Origin of the sequence: Mesobacillus thioparans (assembly GCF_965138835.1) — a bacterium.
Taxonomy (GTDB): domain Bacteria; phylum Bacillota; class Bacilli; order Bacillales; family Cytobacillaceae; genus Mesobacillus; species Mesobacillus thioparans.
Map to the genome: position 1 here is coordinate 265,900 of NZ_CBCSFH010000002.1, position 23,632 is coordinate 289,531.

General features: G+C 39.3%; 21 protein-coding genes and 1 pseudogene. 10 read left to right on the forward strand and 12 right to left on the reverse strand.

The window, feature by feature from the left end; genetic code table 11:
- Nucleotides 1-58: 58 nt before the first annotated feature.
- From ACNAZ4_RS05820 to ACNAZ4_RS05830, 3 genes are all read right to left on the reverse strand, one after another.
- Complete coding sequence (locus tag ACNAZ4_RS05820; protein WP_415813283.1) at nucleotides 59-1,369, reverse strand: uracil/xanthine transporter; 1,311 nt, start codon at nucleotides 1,367-1,369, stop codon at nucleotides 59-61.
- A 70-nt stretch (nucleotides 1,370-1,439) separates the two neighbouring features.
- Nucleotides 1,440-1,583, reverse strand: coding sequence for a hypothetical protein (locus ACNAZ4_RS05825; protein ID WP_415813285.1), 144 nt, complete (start codon nucleotides 1,581-1,583; stop codon nucleotides 1,440-1,442).
- Nucleotides 1,584-1,683: 100 nt separating this feature from the next.
- A complete protein-coding gene (locus ACNAZ4_RS05830) occupies nucleotides 1,684-2,034 on the reverse strand; it encodes a nuclear transport factor 2 family protein (protein WP_415813286.1) in 351 nt (116 codons plus the stop codon).
- 132 nt (nucleotides 2,035-2,166) lie between these two features.
- Between ACNAZ4_RS05830 and ACNAZ4_RS05835 the strand changes: the two genes are divergently transcribed.
- Together ACNAZ4_RS05835 and ACNAZ4_RS05840 are read left to right on the forward strand one after the other, a co-directional pair.
- Entirely contained in the window at nucleotides 2,167-2,355 is a 189-nt protein-coding gene (locus tag ACNAZ4_RS05835) for a hypothetical protein (RefSeq protein WP_415813287.1), read from the forward strand.
- 148 nt (nucleotides 2,356-2,503) lie between these two features.
- Entirely contained in the window at nucleotides 2,504-2,698 is a 195-nt protein-coding gene (locus tag ACNAZ4_RS05840) for a DUF4083 family protein (protein ID WP_415813288.1), read from the forward strand.
- Between the two features lie 181 nt (nucleotides 2,699-2,879).
- On the opposite strand, the gene ACNAZ4_RS05845 is transcribed toward ACNAZ4_RS05840, so the two are convergent.
- The gene (locus tag ACNAZ4_RS05845) at nucleotides 2,880-3,155 is read right to left on the reverse strand and encodes a hypothetical protein (protein ID WP_415813289.1); all 276 of its coding nucleotides are present in this window, start codon (nucleotides 3,153-3,155) and stop codon (nucleotides 2,880-2,882) included.
- 1,067 nt (nucleotides 3,156-4,222) lie between these two features.
- On the reverse strand, nucleotides 4,223-4,786 hold the full coding sequence (locus ACNAZ4_RS05850; RefSeq protein WP_415813290.1) for a nucleotidyltransferase family protein: 564 nt from the start codon (nucleotides 4,784-4,786) through the stop codon (nucleotides 4,223-4,225).
- Nucleotides 4,787-4,958: 172 nt separating this feature from the next.
- Between ACNAZ4_RS05850 and ACNAZ4_RS05855 the strand changes: the two genes are divergently transcribed.
- The 7 genes from ACNAZ4_RS05855 to ACNAZ4_RS05885 all read left to right on the forward strand — a co-directional run bounded on the left by ACNAZ4_RS05855 (nucleotide 4,959) and on the right by ACNAZ4_RS05885 (nucleotide 12,708).
- Nucleotides 4,959-5,954, forward strand: coding sequence for an ArsR/SmtB family transcription factor (locus ACNAZ4_RS05855; RefSeq protein ID WP_415813291.1), 996 nt, complete (start codon nucleotides 4,959-4,961; stop codon nucleotides 5,952-5,954).
- Between the two features lie 131 nt (nucleotides 5,955-6,085).
- Nucleotides 6,086-7,066 (forward strand): ABC transporter ATP-binding protein, encoded by a 981-nt coding sequence (locus ACNAZ4_RS05860; protein WP_415813292.1) that lies wholly within the window; start codon nucleotides 6,086-6,088, stop codon nucleotides 7,064-7,066.
- Nucleotides 7,063-7,845 (forward strand): ABC transporter permease, encoded by a 783-nt coding sequence (locus ACNAZ4_RS05865; protein WP_415813293.1) that lies wholly within the window; start codon nucleotides 7,063-7,065, stop codon nucleotides 7,843-7,845. Before ACNAZ4_RS05860 ends, ACNAZ4_RS05865 begins: the two co-directional genes overlap by 4 nt.
- A gap of 2 nt (nucleotides 7,846-7,847) precedes the next feature.
- On the forward strand, nucleotides 7,848-8,636 hold the full coding sequence (locus ACNAZ4_RS05870; RefSeq protein WP_415813294.1) for an ABC transporter permease: 789 nt from the start codon (nucleotides 7,848-7,850) through the stop codon (nucleotides 8,634-8,636).
- A 383-nt stretch (nucleotides 8,637-9,019) separates the two neighbouring features.
- Nucleotides 9,020-10,108, forward strand: coding sequence for a GerAB/ArcD/ProY family transporter (locus ACNAZ4_RS05875; protein ID WP_415813295.1), 1,089 nt, complete (start codon nucleotides 9,020-9,022; stop codon nucleotides 10,106-10,108).
- Nucleotides 10,095-11,519: a spore germination protein gene (locus ACNAZ4_RS05880; protein ID WP_415813296.1), complete on the forward strand. Its 1,425-nt coding sequence runs from the start codon at nucleotides 10,095-10,097 to the stop codon at nucleotides 11,517-11,519. The genes ACNAZ4_RS05875 and ACNAZ4_RS05880 overlap by 14 nt, the downstream gene beginning before the upstream one ends.
- Before the next feature lies 1 nt (nucleotide 11,520).
- Nucleotides 11,521-12,708 (forward strand): Ger(x)C family spore germination protein, encoded by a 1,188-nt coding sequence (locus tag ACNAZ4_RS05885; RefSeq protein ID WP_415813297.1) that lies wholly within the window; start codon nucleotides 11,521-11,523, stop codon nucleotides 12,706-12,708.
- A 140-nt stretch (nucleotides 12,709-12,848) separates the two neighbouring features.
- Here the strand turns inward: ACNAZ4_RS05885 and ACNAZ4_RS05890 are convergent, their stop codons facing one another.
- Nucleotides 12,849-15,038 (reverse strand): PAS domain-containing protein, encoded by a 2,190-nt coding sequence (locus tag ACNAZ4_RS05890; protein WP_415813299.1) that lies wholly within the window; start codon nucleotides 15,036-15,038, stop codon nucleotides 12,849-12,851.
- A gap of 232 nt (nucleotides 15,039-15,270) precedes the next feature.
- Here ACNAZ4_RS05890 and ACNAZ4_RS05895 point away from each other — a divergent pair, with 232 nt between their 5' ends.
- Complete coding sequence (locus ACNAZ4_RS05895) at nucleotides 15,271-16,266, forward strand: DUF3231 family protein (RefSeq protein WP_415813300.1); 996 nt, start codon at nucleotides 15,271-15,273, stop codon at nucleotides 16,264-16,266.
- Between the two features lie 73 nt (nucleotides 16,267-16,339).
- Here ACNAZ4_RS05895 and helD read toward each other — a convergent pair whose 3' ends face one another.
- The 6 genes and pseudogenes from helD to ACNAZ4_RS05925 all read right to left on the reverse strand — a co-directional run bounded on the left by helD (nucleotide 16,340) and on the right by ACNAZ4_RS05925 (nucleotide 23,370).
- A complete protein-coding gene (gene helD, locus ACNAZ4_RS05900; RefSeq protein WP_415813302.1) occupies nucleotides 16,340-18,679 on the reverse strand; it encodes an RNA polymerase recycling motor HelD in 2,340 nt (779 codons plus the stop codon).
- A 265-nt stretch (nucleotides 18,680-18,944) separates the two neighbouring features.
- A complete protein-coding gene (locus tag ACNAZ4_RS05905) occupies nucleotides 18,945-19,520 on the reverse strand; it encodes a hypothetical protein (RefSeq protein WP_415813304.1) in 576 nt (191 codons plus the stop codon).
- 191 nt (nucleotides 19,521-19,711) lie between these two features.
- Nucleotides 19,712-19,960 carry a hypothetical protein gene (locus ACNAZ4_RS05910; protein ID WP_415813305.1) on the reverse strand — a complete coding sequence of 83 codons (249 nt, stop codon included), beginning with the start codon at nucleotides 19,958-19,960 and terminating at the stop codon, nucleotides 19,712-19,714.
- Between the two features lie 254 nt (nucleotides 19,961-20,214).
- Nucleotides 20,215-21,183: pseudogene (locus ACNAZ4_RS05915) on the reverse strand (NAD(P)-dependent alcohol dehydrogenase).
- A 686-nt stretch (nucleotides 21,184-21,869) separates the two neighbouring features.
- Nucleotides 21,870-23,057 carry a DUF2812 domain-containing protein gene (locus ACNAZ4_RS05920; protein ID WP_415813307.1) on the reverse strand — a complete coding sequence of 396 codons (1,188 nt, stop codon included), beginning with the start codon at nucleotides 23,055-23,057 and terminating at the stop codon, nucleotides 21,870-21,872.
- Complete coding sequence (locus tag ACNAZ4_RS05925) at nucleotides 23,050-23,370, reverse strand: PadR family transcriptional regulator (protein ID WP_415813308.1); 321 nt, start codon at nucleotides 23,368-23,370, stop codon at nucleotides 23,050-23,052. The genes ACNAZ4_RS05920 and ACNAZ4_RS05925 overlap by 8 nt, the downstream gene beginning before the upstream one ends.
- Between the last annotated feature and the right edge of the window lie 262 nt (nucleotides 23,371-23,632).

Genomic DNA, 23,632 nt, shown 5'->3' on the forward strand with positions numbered 1-23,632 from the left:
TTGTATTCAATCTCTTTATGGAGCCCCCACTAGAAGAGAAAAAAACTATTCAAAAAAGTTATCTACTGTTTCCCCTGGCAATTTCATGTTCCTGCTCATCCCACCTAAACAAAGTTTCTAGTATGATGGATAATAAAACACCCATGATGAAACCGTTCGACAGAAGTGGCTGCAGAATCACGGGAAAAACGGTAAAGAGCTTCGTATCCAAATTCATGATGCTCAGTCCCAGCAAGACAGGAGCAGCCAGACGGAAAATCGATTTGGAATCAAATATGTAGCCATTTAAACTTTTTAATGATGTACCAAATAACTGGAGATAAGCAACAAACAAAACAGCATTTCCCACTGTGATCGGCAAAGTTGCCAGCAAGGCCCCCAGGACAGGAATGATGCCAAGGATGGCCATCAAGCCGCCGCCAAGCAGGAAGGGTTTCCGGTCAAAGATTCGCGTGCTCTCGAGAAATCCCACCGACGAAGTGAACGGAGCATAAGGGACAAGGCCCAAAAAAGCTGCAACAATCGAATACGATCCGGTCAACAGATACGACCGATCCAATCTGGACTGCGAGGCCCCTTCGCCGGTAAGCTTGGAAGCTGCCTGAACCGATGCAATCGTATTGCTTAAATTAATGACACTGGCAATAAAAGTGATCGCGATGATTCCATAATTCAGGTTTGGTGACCCAAGCGGAAAGAAAGAAAATTCCATTGAGGTTTGGCTGCCCGTCCCTGATTCAGAAGGAAACAGAATCACATAAATCACCCAACCCAACAGCATTCCAATCAAAATCGAAAAATTACCGATTATCTCATTCCCTTTTATCTTCATTAAACTGACCAGGATTACCACTGCAAACGAAAACAGGGAAATCGGCAGCTCAAGCGTTCCATCCTCGGATACTTTCAACATCCCTCTGAAAAATATAAGGATGAGCTGAAATGTAAGAAGGAACAAGTAAACTGTCATCACCATTGGTGTAAATATTTTTTGTAAATAAGACAGAATTCGAAACAGCCCAAACACCAAGGTAGCAATGCCTGCAAGCAAAATTCCCGATGCAATCCCCCCGCCAATTTCAGGGAGGCTCATGCCCAGAGAAGATGATGCCAGACTCAAGTTCAGGACCAATCCCCACATCAATCCCGAATGCCCTTCCATTAAAGGAAACCGATGACCAAACCTCCCCTGAAGGACGCAAGCCAATCCGGTAAAAATTAAAGAACTTCGCAGCATGGCGGCAATTTCCCCGCTATGCAGTCCAAAAGCAGTCCCGATCGACACTGGAACAACGACGGTATTCGCAAAAATAAAAAACAACCATTGCAATGACGCAAAGATTGTTTTCACCGATGATGTATTCTTCATACGCTCACCTTTCAGATGTCAATTAATAAGGATTATGCAATATTTCTATTCACAAACATATTCTCTAATCTCAGTTAATAATATTAGCAAAGAATTCTCCCATATTAACTCCAATACGATAAGAGCCATACCAAATCCAAAGGGTGATGAACAAAGTTGTCAGAACTGGATGTTTTTTGGTTAGTCTTTTCAGTTCCTTTGTAAGATCATCCATTCACAAAGCCCCTTTTAACCAAGTAAAATATTTCCATTTTATTATCACACAAAGCCAATCATAGCTCAATATGAATTTCAAAAAATCTATTGTACCTTAATTAAAACGGCTGATCCGTTTTAGTTCCCTGATGGAAAACCATTTTCCAAACACCCTCATTGAGTTTCCAAATAGAGCTTCGTAACGCATGCTGCTTCGTTTGGTCATTGAAAGTTCGGTATGTCGCCAGCACAATCTCATCCGATAAAGGATGAATCTCGAATTCGCTCAATGTAACTTCAATAATACTAATTCCATCAACAAAGTCTTCATTTTTATACAACACTCTTCCAGAACTGCCAAACTCAAAGAACTCATCAGCTAGTACCTTTTTTAATTCCGTTTTAGATGAACGAACTTCTGAGGTTAACAGTTTTTCCTCTAACTGTAGTAAGTGATCTCTTAAGTTCATAGATGATATCTCCTTTAATGCGAATAAAAAATAATTCAACAAAAAGAAGTGAATATCCTCCTTTGGTATAATATTGAAACCTTCTCATTATTAGAAACGTATTAGGAAATATATTGAAAGGGGATGAACTTTATGAATAAATCAGAATTGAACTGCCATAGTTGTGGCGGAAATTCATTTGTCCAAGCCATGGATTATATTAACCTTCGGCCAGTGGATAAAAAAATGTCCATTGGATCAGAGAGAATCTATACAGTTTGTCTAGAATGCGGAGAAGTGGTCTCGATAAAAGTTAAAAACCCTGAGAAGTTGCTGAAGTAACTGGTTGGAGACCAATTTGATGTGTGTATGGGGATTTTCTTGACAGCTTTTTAGAGTTTCTCCGACAACCTGTCAAGAATATGGGTTTTTCTTGTTAATTTTGATACATCTTCAACTAAATCATATTACAGAAAGTGGGTATCACATCATGGAAAGTTTTAATATAGCTTCACTAATTATCTTGGGAATTGTTATTATTCTTATCATCTTGTTCGTTGTTTCCTTCACTCTTTTTATCCGCCGAATGATCATTAATACTTCTGCTAAAAGGATCCAAACCACTGAAATTGAAAAGAAACTAGATGGAATTATAGCCTTGCTTGAAAAAAACAACAAACATTAGCAACTCCGTACCATCTCATCCGTCGTATTGAACGTTGAGCTCTTTTTTTGCTCCATTTTATATCCAAACAACAAAAAAACAGCAAGGAATTCCTTACTGTCTGCTCAACCGTTCGATCTCTGTCTCAACTTTGTAAACTCTTTTATTTAATGCTTCAGTCTTATCAGATATGCTCAACAATTCAATCTGTGTATAATCCTAAACTATCGAAAAGATTCTTTTGTAATTGTTCCTGACCAATTTCCAGTCTGTTCTGCCCTTGCTTCAATTCTTTGATATACAATCCCAGTATATTCTGTCCTTGTTTCAAATCTTTGAAATCAACTTCCAGCATGTTCTGTCCTTGTTTCAAATCTTTGAAATCTAGTTCCAGCATATTCTGTCCTTGTTTCAAATCTTTAGTATCGACACGCATTTCTTTTATCTCATTCAAAATTTGCTTTAAGATTTCTTCCACAAATTTTCCCCCGTCCATTACTATAAATCTTTTTATAATATTCATATGAACTATTGAGTAAAATGATAAAAATGAAGCAAAATGAGGGCGTGCAGGCTTTTTTCAGACAGCCAACTTTATTCCCTGTGATTCTTTATGTCACCAATCAGCAAATCCACCAATGCTTCCTGATAGCCCGCTTTTTTCTTGTACGTATCATTTGAATCTATTACTTTTATTGTAAATGAAATACAAGATGAGAGGTACAGGTTAACAGAGGAATCTATTTAAAATGGAGAATTGTATATATCAGCAGAAAAAGGAGGAGTTTTTATTTAATTTGAGGAATTGGGTAGCGGAATTTCGTCTATCATGAGATTACTAAACAAATAAGCACTGATGATCCGTTTGCATGAGGATTACTAGGAAGAAGTTTGTATTATCTAGAAGTGATAAGAAGAGACGTATAAACGAATCATCCAGTTGATTGGAACTTTAATGATAAATACCAAAAACTTACACGTCGAGTCTTAATCTTGTTTCTTTTTTTCAAGTACATATAGACGCTTGTCCATATCTGTTATTCGCTTGCCCAAATAGTCAACTTCAAAGTCTGTTTTCTTTTTTCTGATTTTCAAAATCCCTATGACATCTTCCGTTTGTGCCGCTTCAATCCGATCAACTGTTGTTTTGACCTCTTTGACATCAGCTTGAACAACATCAAGTTTATGTTCTAAATTCGTCACATTACCTTTTAAATTGATGACATCAGCTTTAACATTCGTCATATCAGCTTTTAATACACTGACGTCTGCTTTTACATTCCTCATATCANCTTTTAACACACTGACGTCTGCTTTTACATTCCTCATATCAGCTTTTAACACACTGACNTCTGCTTTNACATCCTTTAAATCACTTTTTACGTCAACAAGATCTTTTTGCATACCTACTAAAATTTCTAGTATTTGTGCTTCCATTTTCCTCACCTCCTTTGAATAATAGTATAAAACATCTTTGAATTTCTGTCTCTAGCCTCTCCCCTCTCTTCTAAATAGGGAGGCTTGTCAAAAAGTTTCACGAGAGTTTTAATCCTGGACTTTGACCATGTGCCAGACTGCTTTCCAATTTTTCTTAACCAGGCGTTGCTTATAAATGGCAGCGCGCTCGTTTGTTTCTGTAAAAAAAGGAGTTGGTTTCACCTTTAAATTCAAGACATCTTCTATCCCGCATGGAGCAGTAAGGATCAATTTATTTTCCCTGTCCAGCTTCACACCGAGTGCCGTTGCTGTTTCAGGGAATTTTGAAATCGCATCTTCCGATGAGGTATATGGCGCAATCTGGTTCACACTATGCATCCTTGCCTGATTTTTCACGGACCAGGGAACTCCCGGCAATAAGTGGTTAAGCTTTTGTTCCAAAACTTTTTCATCTTCTTCGTTAGGATTTCCAGGGTCAAAATAAATCACATCAACATCCGGTGTCATTGTTCGCTCAGGGAATCCGTGTAAAGTGTCCCATATTTTCGACCGTACAAACCCGGCACAAATCCACCAGTCTGGCAGATTTAGAGAGCTTGCAGTATGTATAATCTTCATCATTTCTTCGTCGGACTGAATTAAGTTTATGATATCTTCTTTACTCGTTAACATAGATGGTCTCCTCCCACTGAACGAACGTATATTCTCATTTTACCATATCGATACGAAAGGAAGTCAATTTTCATTCTGTGTGCAAAACCAAATCACCTAAAAATGGTTGATCAAGTATCTTTTATTAGATGATTACCTTATAATAAAAGATGTACAAAATGAGGTGATCAAATTGGCAATTGAATGGGATAACCGTTCAAAAACAGGAGAAGTAGTGGTGGAACATTTTCATTCACCAGTTGTAGAATTCATTTCTTTTTTATCTTCATCAGAAAGAAATTTCGTTAAGGAACTCAATACGAATTCAGTAGAGTTTCTAAGCCTCTGGGAGTCTCGGGCAGATTGGAATTTCACCTTTCTTTTTAATTTCTTGCTTCCATGCCCTTACTTTCATGATATCGAATTGTTCCTTCAAAAAGTCTCTACACTAAGTGAAGCAGAGTTTTTGTATCACTTTTTTGGGGAGTCCATACCGGCACAGCTGCTGGAAGAATTAATTGAAGAACCAGGAAAACTTATGAATACTGACGATACCATTTGGTGGGAAACTGATGAACAAAAATCAAGTATGAAAAAACTGTTTAAAACCCTTCCTGAATTCCGCGAAAAATTTTTATCGTTCCTTCTTGATGTCTTTCAATCAAGGATCTTTAATGCGGAGTTAGAGGTCAGCAAAGTTGCCCAAGATTCAATTAAGAAAGTACAGACAATGGAAATGGAGCCTTTGGCTTTAGCGCAATACATAATGGGAAAAACATTCCGACGCACCAGTTTATATCAGATGTATTACTTTATTCCTTCGTACTTCTTTTCCGCAAATCGAATCAGGATTTTTGATTCAAAAACCTGCATCATCATCTATGGCGTTGATGCACCGCTTATCGATTTCAAGCAAAAAAGTGCGGAGCTGGAACTGCAATTAAAAGCACTTTCAGATCGCAATCGTATCTTAATCCTAAGAATGCTCGCCAGAAATAAAGAATATGGAGCTAAAATTGCTGAATACCTTGGAATTACAACGGCAACCGTCTCGCACCACTTAGAACTTTTGAAAAAAGCTGGTTTTGTGCAAGAAGAAAAAGTCGGCACAATCAAATATTTTTCTTACAACCAGAAACATACAGAATGTACTTTGGCAGATTTGCAAAAATTCATAGCTCCACAATGATGACCAATCCTCAAAACAGGATTGGTTTTTTTTTACGAAAAAATGGTTGACTTTGCCGTCTATAATAATATAATCATCTTATAAGATAATCATCTTATAAGATAATCATCTTACATTAAGGAGGCAATGTTGTGAATCATGGTGTAATTGAAGTTTCTAATGTTACACGATCCTACACTTCCGATGTAGGTTTATTCAAGAAAGAAAAAAAGACGGTTGAAGCGCTTAAAGGAGTTTCTTTTTCCGTTAAGAAAGGAGAAATATTCGGTTTGCTGGGGCCCAATGGTGCCGGCAAGACAACAATGATTAAAATTTTGTCGACGATGCTGATCCCCCATTCGGGCAATGTCTCCATACTAGGGCTTGACCCGGCAACAGACCACAGGTTTTTAAGACCGAAAATCAACTTCATACTTGGAGGTGAAAGGAACTTATATTGGCGTTTATCGGCTTATGACAACCTCTCCTATTTTGCTGATCTATATAAACTGCCAAGTTCGATTAAGAAAAAGAGGTTAGAAGAATTACTGAATTTGGTTGGACTTGAGGAGGTGGCCCATCAAAAAGTTGAGACCTTTTCGAAGGGAATGAAGCAGCGGTTGCAAATTGCCAGAGGGCTCGTGAACAGTCCTGAAATTCTGTTTCTTGACGAGCCATCTATCGGACTTGATCCAGTGAGTGCCAGACAGCTTCGCGACATACTGCGGGACCTCAACAACCAGGGAACAACGATTTTGCTGACAACGCATTACATGTACGAAGCAGACGAACTATGCGACCGTATCGCGTTTATCAATAAAGGACAGCTGATAGAAATTGATACACCATCCAACCTAAAGAAAAAGGTAGGTAACCTGTCAATTATAAAATGTTCGGTCATGGGTGCTTCACAATCACAAATAGATTCGATAAAAAACCTTAAAAGCATTCACCATATCATTATTGACCGGCATGAATTTGCCTGCTCATTACGTGTACAAACCACGGAACCTCAGCTTGTTGTGCCTTTTATATACGATTCAATGAAAAATTCTGTGATTACAGACCTAACAATCTCGAATCCCACACTTGAGGATGTATATGTCATGACAATCGGAGAGGGTGTGTCATGATGTTGGCCAGGTCCCTGCTTCATACCATTCTTGTTCATATGAAATTATCGATTGCAAGGCCTATGTTTAAGTTCATCATCTGGATTTCCCCACTCTTCTATTCAACACTGGCCATCTTTATTTATGGGACACAATCAACTGAGACTTTGTTTCACTATGTCGTCTTGGGCTCTGGATTCATGGCCCTCTGGTCTTCGATAGTTTTTTCATCTGCAAGTGACGTAAACAGAGAACGGTTTTATGGAACACTTGAAATGATTTTCATTTCTCCCGTACCTTTTGCGGTTACTCTCATAGGAAAAATATTCGCAAATACATTATGGGGCCTTGTATCGATGGTATTATCATTTCTTTATTTAAAATTTGTTTTTCGATTGGATTTAGTCTTTCATCATCCCTGGCTGTTTCTTGCAGCACTTGCATTTGTATTGGCTGCACTCTCTGTTTTTTCATTCTTTTTAGCCCTTTCCTTCACACTTTCTCGACAAGCTGAAGCACTAATGAATTTTATCGAGTATCCAATTTACTTAATCTGCGGCTTCTTATTTCCAATTACGTATTTGCCTAACTGGGTACAAGGAATTTCTTACATTCTGCCCCCAACCTGGGCGATCCAGCTTTTACGGGATGTGTCCGCTGAAAAACTATCAACAAACTCTGTAACGATTTCTTTTACAGCCATTGCCTTCCTTACAGCTCTATACATTATTATTGGTATTTACTTCTATCGTTTAATGGATAAAAAGGCAAGAATCAGCGGAAAATTGGGGGTTTATTAGGAATGGAAGCTGCTCAAAGATTTATACGCCATAGTTTTTTATCATATAAAGCATTATTTGGCTGGCTGGATCCAAATGTTTATATTTTAGTCATGGTGCTGAGCCCTCTCAGTCAGCTGCTTTTCTTTTCCACCTTAGTAAACTATGTTTACAAAGGGGAAAATCTCTTAGGGTATGTCGCTGCAAATGCTCTGCTTCTTTGTGTTTTGAATGCGGTATTTGGGATCATGTCTGTCATCACTTCTGACCGAAGGATGGGCACACTTCATTTGGTGATGACTTCACCAGCAAATAAAATGAGCTTGTTTCTCTCAAGATCCGTCGCTCACGTTTTAAACGGACTTGTTACTGCATCGATTGGACTGCTGTTTGGCATCATGCTTTTTCAGCTGTCGATCTCTTTAAAAGAAGCCCTCGTATTGCTGATTATTTGGGGGATTTCAATCTTTTCAGCGGGCGGGCTTGGACTTATAGTCGGCAGCTTTTGTCTTTGCTCCCCTTCCATGCATCTTTGGTCCAATTTACTGGCAAGCTTGTTGCTCCTCGTCAGCGGTGCTAATTATTCAGTATCGAGGATGCCCGAATGGCTGCAGCTGCTGGGACAGTTTATACCATTAACAAGAGGAGTCCAGTTGACAAAGGATGTCTTGAACGATGGAAACTACACAAATGTTTATCCCCTTTTAGGAGAAGAGTTTCTGTTAGGCAGTGTGTTTTTTGTCATAAGCATTTCATTGATCAAGTATGCTGAATACCAGTCCCGCACTAGAGGAACGATGGAGCTGGATTAATAGATTCAGTAATGTAGGAGTCATTTTTATAAACCTGTTCGAAGTGACTCCTGCTTCGGACAGATTTTCACCTTTTTNCCAGCAANCTGTCCGAACTTACCTCTACTTCNGACANCTTTTCACCTNTTCCNGNNAAACCTGTCNGAACTTACCTCTACTTCNGACAGCTTTTCNNCTTTTCCNCNNAACCTGTCCGAACTNGNCCCTACTTCNGACAGCTTTTCACCTTTTCCCACCAAACCTGTCCGAACTCAACTCTGCTTCTACACCCAACTTCCACCTCGACTCTAGACTAATAGAAGCAAGCCTAGCCCTCATGCATAAAAATATTCCAATATGCTAACGATATCTCTGTTGGGAATGAATCTGGTGGTGAATTTCGATTGAATTATAATCTTCTAAGGGCGAAGGAAGTTTTCTTTATCATGGTCCTGTCGACGGGGTTATTTAACCATGTCATTCTGATTCCTATGTTACTGGAATCGGCGGCCAGGGATGCGTGGGTAAGTGTCTTGGCTTCTTTCTTCCCTTTTTTACTTTTTATCTGGATGGTTTACTACATTACTAAAAACACTGAACAGGAGAAGATCACGAACTGGCTTAAGCACCGTTATGGAAAGTTTCTTGCCGCCCTGTTTGTGCTGCCCTTATTGTTGATTCTTTTTGTCCATGCTTCGATTACATTCCTGGATACGTCTTACTGGGCTGAGATATATTTTCTCCCGACCACTCCAAGTTTTCTTGTTTCTGCGGTATTGCTTATATCCTGTTACTGGCTTTCTACGAGGAGCTTAAAGGTACTTGCCATCATGTCAACCATTGTTTTACCGCTGGTCGTCTTTCTTGGTTTTTTTATCATGAGTGTGAATACCACCCAAAAAGATGTAGAATACTTGTTTCCTTTGTTTCTGAATGGATATGCTCCTTTTTTAAAAGGGATTTTCTATGCATTATCAGGTCTTACCGAAATCTTTGTCATCATTTTGATTCAGCATCATCTTACACAAAAAATAAAATTCAAAGATATCTTTTGGTTGGGGTTAGTTTTAATTGGCTTAACCATTGGTCCATTGTCGGCGGCTATTATGGAATTCGGTCCGGTCGAGGCAAGAAATTTTACATTTCCAGCATATGAGGAATGGAAGCTTTTGAAAATAGGAGAATTCATCTCCCGCTTGGATTTCCTGGCTATGTTTCAGTGGGTAAGCGGAGCTTTCTTCCGGATTGGATTGTTCCTTTATATTATCAACCAGTATCTTAATAAACGGAAAAATAAATTCTTCCTGCCATTTTTATTTTTGATAATCTATGGTACTACCTTTTTGAAGCTTGATACATATGACATCAATAAATTCCTGTACCTATATTTCCTTCCATTCTGCTTAATTTTAGTAGTGACTGTTACAACTGTATTAACCTTTTTGGTCTATTTATCAAAAAGAAGGGAGAATAAGCCTCTTGAAAAGTCATGATCTGATCACCCAACTAAAAGCAGAGTTCTTGAATTGTGACGACCTGGTTTTCATTCAAAAGAGGTATACCCATTTTTCCCTTGAATTCGCTTATTTCGCAAGTTTAGTCGATGTGAATTATATTAACCAGGTCATATTGCCAAAATTAAAAAACGCAGAAGGCAAAATAAAGGATTTCACGAATTTCTCCAAAGATGAATTTCTCGTCAACGATCTGACAGATGCCCCCATGAATGATATACAGCTTCAGCTTCTCTCAGGAAGCCTTCTTATTTTTTTGGATAGCTCGATACTTGCTATCAGTGTAACTAAAATCCCTTCCAGGACCCCGGAGGAATCCTCTATCGAACCATCTGTACAGGGTCCGAGAGACGGATTTATTGAAGATTTGAATACCAACCTGGCTTTGATCAGAAAGCGTTATAAATCCAAGCAATTAAAAGTGGAAAAGTTCGTGATCGGTAAAAGAAGCAATGTCAACTTGGCACTTATTTATATCGATGACATAATCAATAGAACGTTATTGGAGGATATCAAAAACAAGATCAGCAACCTTGATTTGGATGTCGTGACAAGTCTTCAACAAATAGAGAAATTATTAGCAGACCAACCCAGGTCTCTCATGACAACATCCGATAATAGCGGCAGACCTGATTTTGTTCTTGAAGCCTTAAATCAAGGCAGGTATGCGTTGATGATTGATGGGCAGCCGTTAGTTTCAATTGCCCCTGTCCATCTTGCAAACCTAATAAAATCACCAGAGGATTTAAATCAAAATTATTTATATGTCTCATTTGAGAGGATGCTGCGTCTCAGCTCGCTGTTCATCTCCATCCTTTTGCCTGGATTTTGGGTTGCTCTCACCACCCATAATATTGATCAAATCCCCTTTCAGCTGGTTGCCACTATCAGTGTTTCGCGATTAGGCATTCCGCTTTCTACATCCATGGAAATGGTCATCATGCTCTTTCTTTTCGAACTTTTCCATGAGGCCGGAATGAGGCTGCCTCGTTCTGTTGGTCAAACTGTATCGGTTCTTGGCGGCTTGATTGTCGGAGATGCAGCCATCCGCTCCGGCTTGACATCTCCTTCCATGCTGGTTGTTGGGGGTATCGTTTTCGTGAGCGGTTATACTCTTGTGAATCCCACCCTCGGAGGCGCAGCAACGTTATTAAGGATCGTCATTCTATTATTAGGTACTTTTTTCGGTATTTTCGGGATTGTCGTCGGGACACTATTGATTATTTCTTATTTCTCAACTTTGACATCTCATGGTGTACCTTATTTGTCCTTCTCCTATCCTTTTTCACTTTCAAAACTGGGTGTATCCTTTTTCAAAATGCCGTGGAATATGCTGACCAGAAGAGACGCTTCCTTGCGGCCAGAAGATCCAACCCGACAGGAGGATTAGAATGCGGCTTTTAAAGAAATTACTGATAGTACTGTTGCTCCCTATTTTAACCAGCTGCGGCGCAAGCCAAAATATCCAGGATTTCACCTATGTAGTCGCCATCGGGATCGACTTCAATAAAGAGACAAATGACTACATTGTTTATACAATGGCCCTTGATTTTTCAGGCGTGGCCAAACCTGAAAATGCAAAACCTGCGGAACCCTCCCCCATTTGGATTGGGAAAAGCTCAGGCAAAACATTGAGTGAAATCATTGCAAAATTGCAGAGAAGTTCCCAGCCGCAATTATATTTGCGCCATGTACGGACTATTTTGTTATCTGAAGAAGTTCTCCAGACAAGATTTCTAAAAGTCACACAAGAATTGGGCCGACTGGATTTTTTTCGCCAAACCAATTTCATCCTTGGCACAAAGGAATCTATTCCAGATATATTCACAACCCATGGGTTATTCTTTTATCCTCCGCTATACACGATTCTCCTGAAACCAAGAAAAGAGGATACCGAAAGCCTTCTCAAGCATTTCTCATACAGGGAATTTATTTCTCAGTTCTATGAACCAGTTGGAGCATCTTATGTACCTTCGATTGGAATAGACGATAAATGGAGTGAAGATCAATCATCCTATAAAAATTTAACCTTTACAGGAGCTTACTTTTATGAAAACCAGACTTATCAAGGTTTTAAATCTGTTGATAAAATTAAGGGGATCAGATGGAGAGAACATGCACCTACGAAGAATACCTATATCCTCGGTGAAAAAGAAAATCCGCATACCGTCGTAAAAGTGACAACTTCAAAAATGAATATTCAATTGGTCCAGCAAAAAGAAAAACCTATTTTCGAAGTTTCAGTAAAAGGTGACGCCGATATCCTTGAAAGCATTCAAAACGTATCAGAAACGAAAATACAAGAGGAAATTGAAGAAATCATCCATGAGGAAATACATCAAAGCTTTAAGGAAGGCCTAACGATCAATTCGGATGTACTCCGGCTGGGCACAGAATGGTTCAGGATCCACAAAGGGTCCTACCTGGATTTTATAAAAAGAAACAATCCAAACACACTTTATCTTGATGAGAATTCACTCAGAAATATAAAGGTCACAATCAACTTGCATTCCACCTATAATTATAAGTTAAAAACCCGGACAAACATCTGGGACCAAAAATCGATATACTCAAAATAATAGACTTAGGGGCAGGTCCTAGTTTAGGGCTTGCCCTCCGTTTTCATTTTTAAAAAAGCCCTCCAGCAAAGAAGGGCTTCATTTCATGACAATCACTATGGTAATGGTATTATCACTTCATAAAACTAGAATGAGTATTTCTATTTCAGAAAAAGTTCAACCGTGACAACTGTTCCTTTCCCTTCTTCACTGGAAAAATCGATTTTCCCATTATGATCATGCACGATTTTCAAACTACGCATTAACCCTAGACCAGTCCCTTTTTCCTTGGTGGAATAGTAAGGCTCACAAAGATGCTTTAAGCGTTCAGGGCTGATTCCATTTCCTGTATCGATGACACTTACCACGACTTTTTCTTCTATGCATTCCAGCTTGGTCGTCAGGTTTCCACCGTGGGGCATGGCATCAATTGAGTTTTTAAACAGATTGATAAACAGAAGCTTAAGATGTGGCTCAATACAGTTCACCAATAAATCCTTATTGCAGTTGTTTTCAATTTTGGTGATGATATTGCAATCATTAATTTCAGTCTGCAGGGAATTCAGTGAATATCGAATGATGCTGTCGATATCCGCCACGGTCCAGTCATATTCCTTTGAATAGGAAAGTTCGATAAATTCGTTCGTGAACCTATTGATCTGCTCTAACTCCATTTTTATGACGGGAAGATAGTCAAAAACCTTATTCTGATCCTGACCTTCCTCCACGAATTTCAGAAGTCCCATGATACTCGTCAGCGGGTTCCGTATTTCATGAACCACTCCAGAAGCCAGCCTGCCAATCATCGCTAGCTTTTGCGATTGCTGCATGATCTGGTCCATTTCCTTTTTTTCTGTAATATCGTGGAATGTTGAAAGGACATATTCTATCTTATTGCTGCTGCCCGCTTCGAATATTGCCCTGGTGTCAATTAGGATCCACCTTTTTTCGTTCTTGACAGGATTGAATACAAACATCTCGATATTACTGAACTCTTCACCAGTCTCCAACGTTTTCATTGCAGGATGCTCATTGCCACATAATGGTTCTCCTAATGCATTCTCGGCATCCCATTCCGCATTAAGGGAGGTCATATTTATTAAGGCTTTTTGGTTATATCCCAAAATTTCGCTTGCGTTATTATTAGCATAGACGATTTTCCCGTTTGTGTCCTGAAGAATCACGCCGCTTGTCAAGGCTTCATAAATCCTCTTGTGGTATTCCTGGAGATTCTTCTTATAAGTTATGTCACGAGTAACACCTACAACCTCTTTTATCATGTGGTTTTTCAATACGATTGGTGACAAAACACTATGAAAATAATGGGTTTTACCATTTATCTCTAAATCCCATTCGAATTCTGTATTTTTTCCTAAGAGAGCTTTTTGGACTTCCATTTGTTGGATCCTCGAATCGTTAAAGAGTTCGTGAATCGATTTACCTTCAAAGGCTTCCCTAGTAAAATCATTCGTCTCGATCCATTTCCCATGTACACTGGTGATCTTATAGGATTGGTCAATCGTAATGACGATATCCTGCATCGAGGAAACAAGTGCTTTATATTTTTCCCTGCTTTTCTCCAACTCTTTAAAAGAAAGAACTTTATCAGTAATATCAACACCAGTGGCTAAAATAAATTGAATATTCCCTGCCTGGTCTTTAACGGTTTCACTTTTCCATTTGATAAATCTTTTTTCACCATTTTTCATACGCCAGAAATTTTCGTAATCTGCAGGGATTTTACCGGATAAATAATTTTCCACGATCCGCTGTTTCTCTGAATTATCAATAAAAAAGTCCCAAAACTTTTTGTACTGAACTTCTTCGAGGGTATAGCCTGAGATTTTTTCCGCGTATTGGTTCCAATTATTTACTCTTCCATCTTTATCAAGAATCAATATAAACGACTGTATTGTGTCCATCACAGTACGCAAATAGCGGTTTTCTTCCTCGAGTGCGTCGTGATGGCAGTGTCGGGTTGAAAATTCTTTTAACATGCAAAATATAAATTGTTGATTGCCAATATTAATCAATGATGCATTTACTTCTACTGTAATCAGGTTTTCATTTCGTTCAGGAAGGTCCAATACAGTAGATATTTTGCCATCTTTGATAAGCAGGTCTTTTACAGTGCCTAATACTTTAGGCGTTAGGTTGCTGGATAGGGACCAAATCTCTTTGGTGAGCAGCTCCTCTTTTGAATACTTCAATAAGGAACATGCTGCATCATTCACATCGTAAAGACGATAATTATCCAAATTTCCGTCAAGTAGTTCCAAAATTAACACTGGAAATGTCAATTTCTCAAAAATCTGTTCAAAAAGTGATGGCTCATTCACTACTGTTTTCATGTAACACCTCCTGAATTTAATACTTTTATTTTAAATATTACTTTGCAAGACGTCCACCTTCCAGATTGAAAAATAGAGATGAATAAATTCGGATTATTATACAGATTAATGAGTTTTTTAATTAGGACTGTCATTAATTTCCCTTACCAACGCTCTTCATTCCTTTACATATAGGAATGAAAAATGGTTATTCAGCAAACCCTATTAAAAACATGTTCAGGGAGGATTCACCATGCCGGAAAAAGCTCCCTTAACCTCATCCGAACTAGGGTCATTATGGCTCACCTACCAGGAAAAAACGATGTTGTTAAGGATGTTGGAATATTTCATTGAGAAAGCTGATGATGATCAAGCGAAGCAAATCTTGAGTAGTTTACATAGTGAACTAGAAGTGTTTGTAAGTAAAATCATTTCCATTTATGAACAAGAAGGAGCCGTCACTCCGACTGGATATACTTCACAAGATGTGTTTAAGGATGCCCCCAAGTTATATGATAACGGCTTTGACATAATGTTTGTCCGGCTATTAAACGAAATCAGCATGGGACTTCATGCACTGAATCTAACGATGACATTCCGGGAAGATATCAATATTCTGTTGACAGATTTGACTGCACTTACCCAGAAGTATTACAGGATCTGTTCTCAGTATCTGCTCGACAAAGGTCTCCTTGTCAGGGCTCCATTCGTCTCCATGCCAAAGTCAGTGGAATTTGTAAAAGAAAAAGATTACTTAAGCGCAAGTTCCCTCAATCCATTTACACAGAAAAGGACCTTCAACACGGTTGAGGTGGCGCATATTCATAAAGGGATTGAATCAAACCTCACAGGCATGCAAATGATTTTGGGTTTCGCACAGTGTGCCAAAGATAATGAGGTGAAGAAATTCTTTTTTGAAGGAGCAGAGCTTGCTAAAGGAATCGTGAAAGAATTGAGCGAACTAATGATCCAGGATGACCTCCCTGTCCCGCAAACTGCCGGTGGAAATGCAACTAAATCTACAGAAGCACCATTTTCGGATAAGTTAATGATGTATTGTACAAGCCTGTTCTGCAGTTTCTCACTGGGAAGCACCTCCCTTGGCACCGCATTTAGTTTACGTAATGATTTGCCTGCCAAAATGGGCATTTTTACAAAAGATGTTTTTGAGTATGCACATAAAGGCGCTAAAATCATGATTAAAAATGGATGGATGGAAGAGCCGCCACAAATGATCACCCGTAAATAATTGAATGAATAGATAAAAAGCTGAAGAGACGCATTGATCCCTTCGCATCTCTTCAGCTTTTTTTGCTTTATCTTCATACAGACTCTGTTTGAATCAAATCTTCCTGAATACAGTTCCTCAAAAAAGGGCTGTGTTCACCTACACTGAATAGCTGCAAAGAATGCATGGCCCTGGTGCAGGCAGTATAAAATATTCTGCGCAGACTCTCTTCTCCATAAACTTCCGCTGATGCATCATAAATAAGGACAGCATCGAATTCGATTCCCTTGGAAAGATAAGAAGGGATGACCACTACTCCTTGCTCATACTCACTTGATCCATTCTTTATAAGTTTTATTCCTTCTATGCCAGACAGCGAATGGTATGCCTTTAAACTTTCCTCAGCAGATTTGCAGATGATCGCAATACTTTGATACCCCTGACTACGCAACTCGTCGACTTTGGAGGCAATGCATCTGTGCAATTCTGTTTGATCCTTCAATTGAGTAAGCACCGGACGGTCACCATTACGTTCAAACGGAATAATCCTTTCACCGTTTGGAACAAGCCTTCGAGTAAACTCGATAATCGGTTTCGTCGATCGGTAGCTCCGGGCCATATTGATTACTTCTGTATCTTCCGGTCCATACAGACTGGTCAATCTATGAAAATCGACCGTCTCACTGGCATGCGCAAAGATCGCCTGGTTAAAGTCACCTAACACAGTCATCCTTGCCGCTGGGAACAGGCGCTTTAAAAATTCGAATTGAAAAGTTGAATAATCCTGAGCTTCATCCACAACAATGTGTCTAATTGAACTGTTCGACTGAAAGCCAAAGATCAGTTCTTTTAAAAGTAAAAATGGTGTGGCGTCCTCATAATATAGTTTACCATCGTCAAGCATGTTTACAGTTAAAACGCAAAGATCAGGCCACTCCTCTGGTATTCCCCCAGCATACAACTGGTCGATCAGGGTGTGATCGGTGAATAGCTGCCTGTATATTCCCTTGATGTCAACAAAGTGGTATGCCTTGATCCGTTTTCGTAATGGCTGGAACTTCCGGCGAACAACCAAACGTGCCAACCCTTCATCCTCAATCTCATAATCGTGGATGGCTTCCCCTTTATATCCCTTTTTTTCAGCTAAATAGGTATATGCCTTATGATACTCTTCATCGCTAAGCAGCTCGATTTCCTCCTGGACCCATGGTTTAGTCACTTCAAGCTTCTCGGCTTCTGCAATTTGCTTCAGCAGCCAATCCTTCAATTGATCCAGACGGCTATGGAACTTTGTAGACCCCTGATAAAATTTGTCCGCTATTTGCTGGGAGGTCACAAGGGGCTCTCCTCTAAAATTGATGTTCTTGAATACCATTCCCGATGACTTAAGGGATTTCGTGTAGGACTGAATCGCTTCGAAAAATTGGACCGATGCCTTGAAGGTGATCCCGGCGACCCTCGAGCTATAAAAAGGTGCATTCGTTGCTGTTAAAACATATTCAAGTTGCTCATAAGGATTTTCAACATCAAATTCCTTACTCAAACGATGGTCAAGGTATTCCTGGAATGTTGCCTGTTGCATATTTTCTTCGCCAAGTTCCGGCAGCACATTGGATACATAACTGCTGAACATTTTGTTCGGAGAGAACAGGATTATTTGATCAGTGTTCAACTGGTCGCGGTATTTATAAAGCAAATAAGCAATACGCTGCATCGCGGCTGATGTTTTACCGCTGCCAGCCGCCCCGTGTACGATAAGCAGCCTGCCGCGGTCATGCCGGATGATCTTGTTTTGCTCTTGTTGAATCGTCGCCACAATATTATGCATATGTTTGTCAGTGCCTTTTCCGAGCACCTGCTGGAGAACCTCATCTCCAATCGTCAGACTCGTATCGAACATTGATTGAAGAACGCCACGGCGAATCAGGTACTGCCACTTCTTCTCTAAATTGCCCTCAATTGGACCGCCGGGTGTCCGATACATAGCTGGGCCCGGCTGGTAATCGTAGTAAACACTTGATATAGGGGCCCTCCAGTCGTAAATCAAGAAGTCTTCACCTTCTGCATCAACGAGTGAGGAGATGCCAATATAGATAGGTTCCGGAGCAGAAGTACCTTCTTCGGTAAAATCAATCCGGCCGAAATAAGGAATCTCTTCCATACGGCGGAGTGTGGCCAAACGCTTGGATGAATGACGATGAGTACTTTGGCTAACAGAAAGGGCTTGTGCCTCCTGCCTTAAACCGATAATGGTCTCCAGGAAATCATCAAAAGTGTCCGTATTTACTTTGACCTCATCCCAAAAGTGTTTACGGATATGAACAACCTCGTTTTTCAGCCTGGAAGTTTCTTTTTCCATTTTGCCGATTTCATTTCGAATCGTCTCCATTACCCCGTTTAATCGCTTTTGTTCTCTCTGGAGTTCCTTACTCATAGCAACACCCCTAAATTTTTTATAAAAATAGTTGACTATCCATTCGAAAGCATTGTATAATTAAAATAGGGATAATTATATTTTAATTTTATTTAACAATGCATATCTATATAAATTTATCACAGGATCCATCATTTTTCAATGTAATTCTGTGGTTTAGATACTTAAAAAGAGCAGCCTGTTACGTACTGTAACGTAACAGGCTGCTCTTTTCTTGTCCCGCTAACACAATGAAAAAAACGGTGTTGAGAGATCATTTCCAATATTATTTGTAATCTATTAAACGTTTCTTTAAATCCAGATACGTATTTACCGACTTAAGTCCAATAGTGTTCAATTGCAATGCCTTATTTTTATAGCTGATTCCAAAATGGCTAATATGCAAATGTTTTTCGTTCAATGCTTTTAAAAGTGTTAATGCCTTTCTCAATTCTGTTTCTTCGTTTTCTTCGTTAATCTCGGTAAGATCCATAGCAATACCGATTTCTAAAATGACCATTTCTTGATAGTTAGGCACATTCGAACTGTTGGTAATTCCGGGATTCAAGAAATCACTAATCTCAACTGCATGATTAACCTTATCAGGGAAAGTTTCTTCAATTAGAGGTGTTATCTCAGTTTCTGCCTGGTACTTCCACATTTCATAATGATAGGCATCATCAATTCCAGCTGATGTTAAGTTTTGTCCTACATGAAAAGTTACTTTTGGATTATTTTCTGAAACAGCATAAGCATGATAAGTTCTTCCATGCAGAATGTCATAAGAAATCTTTTTTATTGTAAAATCCTGATTATATTTTTCTTCTAGATAGGTCTCAAATTTGTTTTTATTGGAAATCATGCCCCATGGTGTACCATAAAAGAAATAAAAAATTAATCCAATCATACTAAATAATATTGCAGTTAAAATTAGGAGTTTTTTTGATTTCAGAGATTTCACCTCATTTGTAACAAATGTTTAACCCTTACCTGCCGAGCAACCAAATTGCCCCCTAAGGCCAATGTTCCCTCTATTTTATCCACAAAAAAAGGTCATTTTATTTCCCAAGGCTTTAGATAAAAAGGGATAAACACCACATCTTTTCGTCCGTCGAGTTGATTATAATCAATGACATTGTAGCCTATACCTGTATAAACTTTTGTTCCTCCGTCTTTATAAACTTCTGTTAATAAGGAACAGTTAGGTGGATGATCTTCTTTTGCCAAATAGAAGTCTCTTCCACCCATAATGAAAATGGCCATTACCAAAAGAGCGCCAATTAATAACTTCTTTCTTCTCATAATTTTTCCTGCCTATTGATTTATTTAAGAATTACTAATTAATATACAACATAAATATCTTAAACTCCTTGTTAAACTGTCGCTCCAGCTGGTTAATATTTTATTCTATACGAAAAGCGTTAATCCACTCCGGATTAACGTACCCTTTACTAAAATTACATCCGATTTAATCAAGTATCATTCATTTAAAAAGGCGATACCAACCTATATATCGCCAGCCTTCATTCTATTCACTTTTAAATCGAATCAAGTTTTCATATAGTGATCACTACTTTTCCTTGAGCGCACCCTTGTTCAAAATATATGAAAGCTTCTTTCACTTCACTCAACTTAAAAGTTTTATCTATGACAGGTTTCACTTTTCCGGCTTCAAGGAGTTCTTTCATATAAATTAAATCTTTTTGGTTTTGCCTCTGTAATAAGGTAGACATATTTTTCTTTCCGGTGAGTGAGAACCAGGATCCCAAGGTCATTGTTTGAAACATTTGGGACCCCGAACCCCCAACGTGTATAAAAGTTCCATCGTCATTCAATGACCGCTTTTATGCATTAATTGGATGGTGTCCGTTAACTCCAAGAATCAAATCATACTTCTGCCCTTTTTCGGTAAAATCCTCTTTCGTATAATCAATGATTTCATCTGCACAAATGGATCGCAGAATATCAATATTTCTCGTACTGCAAACACCTGTTACGTTTGCCCCGTATGATTTGGCGATTTGTATGGCAAAAGTTCCAACACCACCAGACGCACCATTAATTAATACATTTTGTCCTGCCTGAATCTTGCCTTTATCCCTTAGACCTTGTAAGGCTGTAACTGCGGCCATAGGTACCGAGGCTGCTTCTTCAAAAGTGGTGTTTTCCGGTTTTAATGCCAGTGCATTCTCGGGAACAGTTACATATTCAGCAAATCCTCCCCAGCCACAGCGAGATAGGTCTCCAAAAACATTTTGACCTGGCTTAAACTGTTTAACGTCTTTACCAACTGCTTCTACCCGACCTGCAATGTCACCTCCGGGTATGGAGTATTTTGGTTTTACAAGGCCAAAGGCGAAGCGCGCTAAGAAGGGCTCTCCTTTAAGAAGCACTAAATTCCCATAATTTAAGGAGGCAGCATGAATCTTTACCAATACCTGGTTGTCTTGAGGAATAGGTTTATCGACGTCTGTAAACTGAAGAACATCGGGTGAACCATATTTGTTATAAACGATGGCTTTCATTCATTTTCCTCCGAATTCATTCGAATTAAAATCCCACCCCTTCTTTATAAACTTATTTATATTGAAAATAACATTTTAAATAACTTACTTATCGAAATATTTTTGAGTATATCTTCCTAGCTATACTGTTACGTGTTGTTCAACAAAAATAAGCGTTAATCCTTGATGGATCACGCTCGATAAGATGACAGTCAAAATAAAAACGGGTTTTTGACAGCTTTTCACTCAACATCTCTCAACCTGTCAAAATAACGATTGTTTCTTGACAACTTTTCGCTCAACATCTCTCAACCTGTCAAAATAACGATGGTTTCTTGACAGCTTTTCTCTCTACATCACCAAACCTGTCAAAATACCAACGGTTTCTTGACAGCTTTTCGCTCAACCACACCAAACCTGTCAAAATAACGACAGTTTCTTGACAGGTTTTCACTCAACATCACCAAACCTGTCAAAATAACAACGGATTCTTGACAGCTTTTCAATCAAAAACTCCCAACCTGTCAAAATAACAACGGTTTCTAGACAGCTTTCGCTCTACATCTCCAAACCTGTCAAAATACCAACGGGTACTTGACAGCTTTGCCTCCTACAACTTAAAACCTGTCAAAATCACCAATGCCTGCTTATCCGCCCAATCCCAGCCGAATGCTTAATTACAATCTCAAGAAAACTTATACTGGAAATCAACGAATCTTTTCAGCTACATTATCTATTACCGTGCCTACGTTCGCATTCCCATGATACTGGACATACATGACGGTGTTTCCTTTTGATGCGAATACTTCTTTCATTTCTTTCTCGACATGGACAATCAGAAGGTCTAAGTCTGGATGATTCTTCTTCAAATACTTTTCCTGGCGGTTTTCATATTGGTATCGTTTGATCAAATCTGAAACCAGGTTGTCGGCCATGTCTGGAAATGTCAATTCGAAAACCTGTGTATGAATTGCTGGTGAATATTCACCACTTTTATCGTCCCACAGTTTACCCGGAACCTGCCCGGATTCATCAGTCTCATATTGCACGGGCGCCAGCGGACTCCACTTGTACGAGTAACGATTCCCCCAATCAACATTGTCACTCATATAGGTTGTTCCTGAACGAACCAATTCCGGATTCCTCTCTACATCTGCCAACCTGATAATTGGCAAGTCGACACTTGTTTCAGGCAAAGTTTTCGTATCCATTTTTACAAGCTGTATGAACGGAATGACCGCGCTCACCCCCACCAATACTGTAAAAAGAAAAGCAGCAGTTGTGTGAATGCGATGATGTTTTTTCCAGGGAGCTTGATGGTTAATCGGTTTCCCTTCGACCAATCTTTTCCGCAAATCACGAATTGATAAGGCTGCACGCAGTGAGTGATAGGCGGTATAAGCAATGAAAATCGTTAGGATCGTCTGCTGGATAGCTGTTCCATCCACGATGACATATGTAGGAATACCATCAAGAAACCAAATCGAAGCCATCATGCCAATCATTAAAACAAGGCCAACAATCACGCCAATTGCATTCCACGCCAATTTTTTATCAAGTTCCCTTAATGTATAAGCCTGTTCGGCAGGATCTGTATGAAGTTCCGGTGCATTAAGTTCATCAGGTGATGAAAAGACTTGAAAATTCCTGTAGCTGGTGACGTAATCCCAGCCGCTTTCACTATAGATCTCTATTTGTTCAGCAGGAATCCTTTTCTTCAAGGATACATCGATTCTATATCTCACCTTTTGCGGTTCACCTTTTTCGAATCTGGCAAAATGGATCCCCATCTTTTTCAGAAAAAGCCCCTTGGCCGCCATATCGGAAAACCAGCTTTCATGCTCTCCGATTCTCCAATAATCACTTGGCCGGAGTTTATAGACCGGTCTACCCATTCCCTTCACCCTCCTCTAGAATCCAACTGTCTTGAATCAATGCTTTCAACCGATCATACTCAATCCGCAGTGCTTGTTTTCCCTCCTGGGTGATTTCGTAAGTCTTCCTTCTGCCATCATTTTCAGCCAGAGCAATCAGGCCGTCCTTCTGCATCCGCGAAAGGACTCCGTAAAGTGTGCCTGGTCCCATGTTCACTCGGCCATGTGAAACCTCCGTAATAGCGTGCATGAGCTGGTAACCGTGATTTGGACGCATTAAAGCCAGCAGCACATAATACATCGCTTCCGTCATTGGCCCTCCGGTATATGCCATTGCGTGCACCCCTTCATTAATTATTATGCATAACGATATATCGTATAACATAATAATACAGCATAATTTTCCAGCAGTATATAAAAATTTGCGAAGAAAACCTCCTAACTCAAGAAACCATTTTATTATCTTTTACAGGTGATGAAGAATATAACTTAAAGTTGCTTGTGTTTCCCTCGCTTTTACTTAACCTATATGTTAGGGTTAGGGAACATTCTGAAATCTTCATTAATCCTCATGAGCATCAACGCTTTACTCAACC